This window comes from Parazoarcus communis SWub3 = DSM 12120 (genome assembly GCF_003226565.1).
GTDB lineage: Bacteria > Pseudomonadota > Gammaproteobacteria > Burkholderiales > Rhodocyclaceae > Parazoarcus > Parazoarcus communis.
The window spans coordinates 1-294 of the sequence record NZ_QKOE01000163.1 but is presented as its reverse complement, the minus strand read 5'-3'; the positions used below and the strand labels follow the sequence as shown (position 1 = coordinate 294).

1 protein-coding gene is annotated in these 294 nt (G+C 64.6%); it reads left to right on the top strand.

Annotation, left to right across the window (positions count from 1 at the left end; translation table 11 throughout):
- The coding region (locus DNK49_RS23560; RefSeq protein WP_279386444.1) for a formyltransferase family protein at positions 1-294 on the top strand (294 nt) is incomplete at both ends.

The window sequence follows — 294 nt, the reverse complement described above, 5'->3', positions numbered from 1 at the left end:
CGGGCGACGTGATGGTGCTGGCCCGCTACATGCAGATCCTGTCGCCGGGCCTGTGCGAGCGCCATCCCGGCCAGATCATCAACATCCACCACAGCTTCCTGCCCAGCTTCGTCGGCGCCAAGCCTTACCACCAGGCCTACGCGCGCGGCGTCAAGCTCATTGGCGCAACCTGCCACTACGTCACCTCCGAGCTCGACCAGGGTCCCATCATCGAGCAGGACGTCATCCGCATCGACCACTCCGACGCACCCGAAGACCTGGTGCGTTACGGCAAGGACATCGAGAAAGCCGTCC